This is a genomic window from Paenibacillus haidiansis, assembly GCF_036553665.1.
Lineage (GTDB): Bacteria > Bacillota > Bacilli > Paenibacillales > Paenibacillaceae > Fontibacillus > Fontibacillus haidiansis.
Genome location: NZ_JAZHPZ010000037.1, coordinates 1 through 5,429, shown reverse-complemented (window position 1 = coordinate 5,429; position 5,429 = coordinate 1). Strand labels below are relative to the sequence as shown.

Below are 5,429 nucleotides of genomic sequence, written 5' to 3'. Positions count from 1 at the left end.
AACCGTGATGGCTTCTCGTGTAGGTTCGGCCGGTTTGTTTTCGATTTCAGCGCCCTTCGGTTTCTTGTCCCTCGCCTTCTGGGCGAACCGGATGCAAACGTTATATTATCTTTTATATTTGCCCAGTATGCTTGCGGAGCCGGTTACGATCGGCCTCATCCTGCTGGCGGCGGGATGCTCGCACCTCAACATTTTGATGATTGCCCGCTGTTTTGCATGGAAAGAAACGCCCGGCGGTTATCTCGGCATCGTCCGCACGTTGGGAACGGCGGTGTCTTTCCTGTTTTTGCTTGCGGGGCTGTTCGCTGTTTTGATGAAAGGTATCGTGCTGATGATGGGTTATGTCGATATTGTGCACCATATTTTGTTTCCCGCCTTACATGCTACGTTGTTTGGCATCCTGCTATTGTGTGCTTGCGTATACCTGGCTCGATTGGGCATGGAGAAGACCATTCGTTTTGCGATCGTTGCGTTTGTCGGCACGATATGGGTTACCTTCCTGTACGTGCCGTTCGCGTTTTCGCCGGCTGCCGAATACCGCCATCTGCTCCCTCTTCTTCCGGAGCACATGCCCCAAGGCATCTGGCAAGCCTTTCTTACGGTATGGGCGGCGTTCTCCGGTCCCGAATATATGCTGGCATTGCCGAAAGAGGCGGTAGACGCGAAGAAATTGAAAACGGCTCTCATTGCCGCCAATGCATTTACCGCATTCGAATACATATTCTTTTTTGTCATTTGCCTGACGTTTTACGGATCCGATTATTTGCAACGGCAAGACTTGCCGATCGTCGATCTGATCCGGTATATTCAGCTTCCTTTCGCCGAACGGCTGGAAATGATTCTGATTCCAGCCTACGCCATTTCCGTCGTTTACGTCGTCGCCATCCTTCTATTGTATGCGGCGGGAGCAATCCAATGTCTTGCGCGCAGTCGTCTTTCAGAAGGAAGAGCGCCGTTTTGGTTGGCGTTTTTGATGATGCTTCTGCTGACATGGATGGCCGGTCGCTGGATATGGCCGGATGAATGGAAAGCCAAGGAGTGGATCACCTGGCTTTCATGGCTGGATGCCAGCACCTATACCGTTTTGCCTTTTGGCTTCTTCCTCTTGGGATGGATCACGATTCGCAGGAAATGGAGGGTCCGACATGCCGGCGGCTCGTCATAAACCGCTTCTTCTATTACTGGCGTTGCTTGTTCTCGGCGGTTGCTCGTTTGTCGATAAAACCAATACCATTGAGGAAATATCGCCGGTTGTATTGCTTTATCTGGATGAAGGGAACGACGGATCCGTAAAGCTGTCTACCATCATTCCCCCGCTGAAGAAAGAGAAAAAGAGCGTGATTACCACGTCCTCCAATACGTTAATCGAAGGGAGATACTTACGAAACTTGAAGTATTACCGGGAAACGAAAGGGGGGCAGATCCGAATGATTTTTTTCTATGAAGCCATGGCTAACCGGGGGCTGACGTCTCTGCTCGATACGTTACTGCGTGATCCCGAAATTTCCAGCCGCGTGTTTCTCTCTGTTGTGCGTGGCGATATGATCGGATATTTGAACAGGCAGATGCAGAGCGGGCAGGAGGAAATCGACTTGTATCTGTACAAAATGTTTGCGCACTACGAAAAGCAAGGGCAATTGACGACAAGCAACGTGCATGAATTCCTGGCCAGGGTGTACAACCCTTATGCCGATCCGGTTCTTCCCTATTACGCCGTCGCGAACAATGAACTTCGTTATTCCGGGACGGCGCTGTTCCGCGGGGATAAGATGGTCGGGACGGTTTCGCTGCCCGATGACGTCTTTTTCCAAATGTTGCATGAAAAGAGAGGCGTTCAAAAGACGGTGCCGCTGCCAGCGGCGGATGTCGTGCTTGGCAGTATCAAAACCGAGCGGCGAATTGGTTTTACCGATTCGTTCCGGAACGTTCATATTGACGTGATGCTTAAAGGACGGGTGGAAGAAGTCCCCGCTGGACAGAAGACGGACAGCTCACGTGAACTGCAGGAGTTCGAGCGCATGCTTGAACGGAGAATCCAGGAGAAGCTGAAGAAGGTCATCGATCGAACCCAGTCGTTATCTGTCGATCCGTTCGGCCTGGGCATGCACACGGTAGGATGGAAGGAACGGCCATTCACCCGTGAGCAGTGGAACAAACGATGGCCGGTGATGGACGTGACGATCCATGTTTCGCTGAAGCTGGAGCATACCGGGATGCTCGATTCGCATGCGGACCGGCGATGAAGACGCTACTCGCGCGCCCTGTGTCGCTCGCCAATTAACGCGTCTTCATGACATGGAACGTTTGGAGCCGCGTACAAAAGCGCTTACATTACCCAAACAGCAAGTTCCCTGCGGATTGTAGATCTCGCATGCGCAGCGACCAGCCTGTAGCTGAGTTTTGATCCGGTAGGGACACGCATAGGTGGGATCAAAGCGGAACTTTCACGATGCGGATTGCTTCTTGGCGGAATAGGATGATTCGTTTCTGGACAAATTAAATGCTGTTTGCATAAATCTGGAAAGGCGGATGCCTGCATGTCACCAACATTCAGTACAAGCGTTGAAAACCGGACTATATCCGGCCCAAGACAACCGAATCGATGCAAAAATTGCATCTGGGGCAACTGGGATGGACTGAAACAATCCCGATGACGATACTGTCCATATTCTTTTACTTAATCATGTTCGGTTATCTGTAAAGAATTCATGCCTAGTGACTGGCATTTTTTCCGAGGAAGCATATAATGACGTGATCCAACTTTGAGGAGTGATGAATCATGTCCGTTGCGGCTCAAACAAGTACAAAGAGTTTACCTCCCTTTTCCATATGGGGAGTTCATGCATCTGTCGCCGGAAGACCGGTTGTGTGGGGCAAACTCGTGATGCGTGTTTTGCCGGACCAACAATTTCAAGGCACCATCCAATTTCGCGGAACGCCGATTCCGATTGAAGGAAGCTGGAATGAAAGCGCGAAACAGATCACGTTTCATTCCCCCTACGCCGCCTACTCCGGCCATTTAACCATCTATGACGATGTCCAGATTCAACTTCGGCATCTGGTTCTCACCGGACGTCTGCAGATGCTCCCCCCCTCTTTACAGGCGGGCGAATATGGAACCTGGGTAGCGACAACTGATATAAGCTTGCCGGAGTATAGCGGCTATGTCCCACCCCAACCGTCTTCAACTTCGCTGCCGCCGGTTGGCGTATTTGTAACGTCGAATATACTGCATGGAAACTCGCGTATATAAAGCAGGCACATATCCGTCATTGTCCCCAAATATGGCCTTGACGGATAATAAATGACCGGTGCCGGGTTCTGTGCAGGGTATGGAAATGAAATCGCTGGTGCATCGTCTTGTCAACAGAAGAGCAAATGATGGGTATCCAGATAACGGAAAGGGGTGGCATCGGTGGACGAAAATCAGATTCATCATGCAATCGAACAAGCCTATCAATTGATTGTCTAAGCACACCGCAACATGACTGACATTTGGCGCACTCACGTACTATTTACGCGACAATGGTGGTTGGGAGTAGGTTTATCGATATGCCCCTGGCTATTTTGGATCGGATTTCGGGATAAGAGAGCTACGGGACAGTTTCTCCTATCCGGGTTTATGATGATTATCGTGTCGTCGTGGCTGGACCAGCTTGGGATTGCCATGGGACTCTGGCATTATCACTGGGAAGTCATACCGTTCATGCCGGCCAATTTTCCATGGAATTTTTCACTTCTTCCCGTCACGGTTATGTTCTTACACCAGTACAAGTCTGGCATACATCCGTTGTTCAAAGCTCTCCTATTTGGGGGATTTTCCGCTTTTGTGGCCGAGCCGGTCTCACAAATGGCCGATTTATACCACCCCGTTCACTGGAAACATACCTATTCTTTTCCTATCTATGTTGGGCTGTACTTGCTGGCTTCAAGCATTGCCAAGAAGGGCATAGATTGCGGTAAGTCTTTTCAGGAAGACTCTAACCCCTGACAATAGCCAATCATCAAATTTTACCATTCATTATTTTTCTGACGGGTTGACATATTACATACGGATGCCATTTCAGGAGGTGATCAACATGACGGTAGCTTCTCAAGTGAAAACAGCTGTAGCTTCATTAAAAAGCGCGCAGGCCAGCTTTGAACAGTTTGCGTTAAATACACAAAACCAGCAGGCCAAAACCACGTTCACAAATGCAGCGCAACAGACACAAAACCTCATTGACCAGGTCACTCCACGGTTACAACAAATTGAACAGGAAGAACCGCAGTATAAAGGTTTCTAAAAAAGGCCATGCCGATCTCTTCTCGGCATGGCTGCCCCTTTATCTTTATTCCCTCGTAGACGACAGGATTGGGAGGCTGATTTTCTTGGCATGGATAGCAGGATTATGGCTAGTAAATACGGCACTATTGATCATCATTGCGGTTCGGGAGGTGCGCCGCCCCGCCAAAGCGTTGACTTGGATATCAGTCGGACTAGTATTACCGATTATCGGATTCGTTTGTTACCTGTTCGTCACGAATCCTGTGCAAATGCGGCGGGACAAGCTCGTTTCTTCGCACAATAGCCCGATTTCATTACCCCCAGAATATGATCACTCCGCATTTGTTATCGCTCGGGCTTTGCAACCTTTGTCTGTCAGTGGCCTTCGAACCGGTTACGTCCAAATCCTCACGAACGGGATGGAAACCTACGGAAAACTCCTTCAATCAATTCAGGCCGCACAAAAGTCAATCGATCTGGAATATTACTTATACCGGAATGACCATATCGGTAAACGTATCACAGAAGTGCTGATTGACCGGGCTTTATCCGGTGTGAACATTCGTTTTATAAGGGATGGCTGGGGAAGCCGGTCATTTCCCAAACATACGGTTCGCCGGATGATGGAAGCAGGCATTGAATGCAGGACCATCTTTCCCTTGCGATTCCCCTGGGTACTATCCAACTTGACATACCGGGATCATTGCAAGATCGTCATCGTCGACGGAAAGGAAGCCTTCATGGGAGGAATCAACGTTGGGGACGAGTATACCGGAATGAAGCCGGATGTCGGTTTTTGGCGCGACACTCATATGCGGTTAACCGGCGAAACAGCGGATGATGTGAAAGCCGTTTTTGAGGCTCACTGGAAAATGGCGTCACCGGACATGCTCCATTCAACGAGAAAGGCAAAATTTATCCCTGAATCGGCTCAACTTTCAGACGATAAAGCCATTCATCCATTTCCATCCGGCAAAACAGAACGATCCGGATACGGATGGGAATGGGGATCGGAGCTGGGAACGATGGAAGGCACCCACATGGGAAAAGCTTCCCCATCCAAGGATTCGCATAACGTCTATATACAGATATTCGAAGGCAATCCCGGGCTGCCTACTCCGGTCATTCGGGAAATGCATTTCATCTGCCTGACGCAGGCGAC

Annotated in this window: 6 protein-coding genes; all 6 read left to right on the top strand. The window is 49.8% G+C overall.

What is annotated here, in order from left to right; translation table 11 throughout:
- The coding region (locus V3851_RS26780) for a GerAB/ArcD/ProY family transporter (protein ID WP_331849426.1) at window positions 1-1,165 on the top strand (1,165 nt) is incomplete at its 5' end.
- Entirely contained in the window at window positions 1,146-2,243 is a 1,098-nt protein-coding gene (locus V3851_RS26775; protein ID WP_331849425.1) for a Ger(x)C family spore germination protein, read from the top strand. The genes V3851_RS26780 and V3851_RS26775, both read left to right, overlap by 20 nt.
- A 536-nt stretch (window positions 2,244-2,779) precedes the next feature.
- Complete coding sequence (locus tag V3851_RS26770) at window positions 2,780-3,253, top strand: hypothetical protein (RefSeq protein WP_153784605.1); 474 nt, start codon at window positions 2,780-2,782, stop codon at window positions 3,251-3,253.
- A gap of 231 nt (window positions 3,254-3,484) precedes the next feature.
- Complete coding sequence (locus V3851_RS26765) at window positions 3,485-3,991, top strand: CBO0543 family protein (protein ID WP_331849424.1); 507 nt, start codon at window positions 3,485-3,487, stop codon at window positions 3,989-3,991.
- A gap of 88 nt (window positions 3,992-4,079) precedes the next feature.
- Complete coding sequence (locus V3851_RS26760; protein WP_100537083.1) at window positions 4,080-4,286, top strand: DUF1657 domain-containing protein; 207 nt, start codon at window positions 4,080-4,082, stop codon at window positions 4,284-4,286.
- Window positions 4,252-5,429 (top strand): phospholipase D-like domain-containing protein (locus V3851_RS26755; protein WP_331849423.1); only part of this gene is annotated, 1,178 nt, incomplete at its 3' end. The genes V3851_RS26760 and V3851_RS26755, both read left to right, overlap by 35 nt.

Bases quoted from the DNA above. Each gene is read 5' to 3' on its own strand.
- V3851_RS26765 (WP_331849424.1), top strand. From the start codon at position 3,485: ATGACTGACATTTGGCGCACTCACGTACTATTTACGCGACAATGGTGG.
- V3851_RS26770 (WP_153784605.1), top strand. From the start codon at position 2,780: ATGTCCGTTGCGGCTCAAACAAGTACAAAGAGTTTACCTCCCTTTTCC.
- V3851_RS26760 (WP_100537083.1), top strand. From the start codon at position 4,080: ATGACGGTAGCTTCTCAAGTGAAAACAGCTGTAGCTTCATTAAAAAGC.
- V3851_RS26775 (WP_331849425.1), top strand. From the start codon at position 1,146: ATGCCGGCGGCTCGTCATAAACCGCTTCTTCTATTACTGGCGTTGCTT.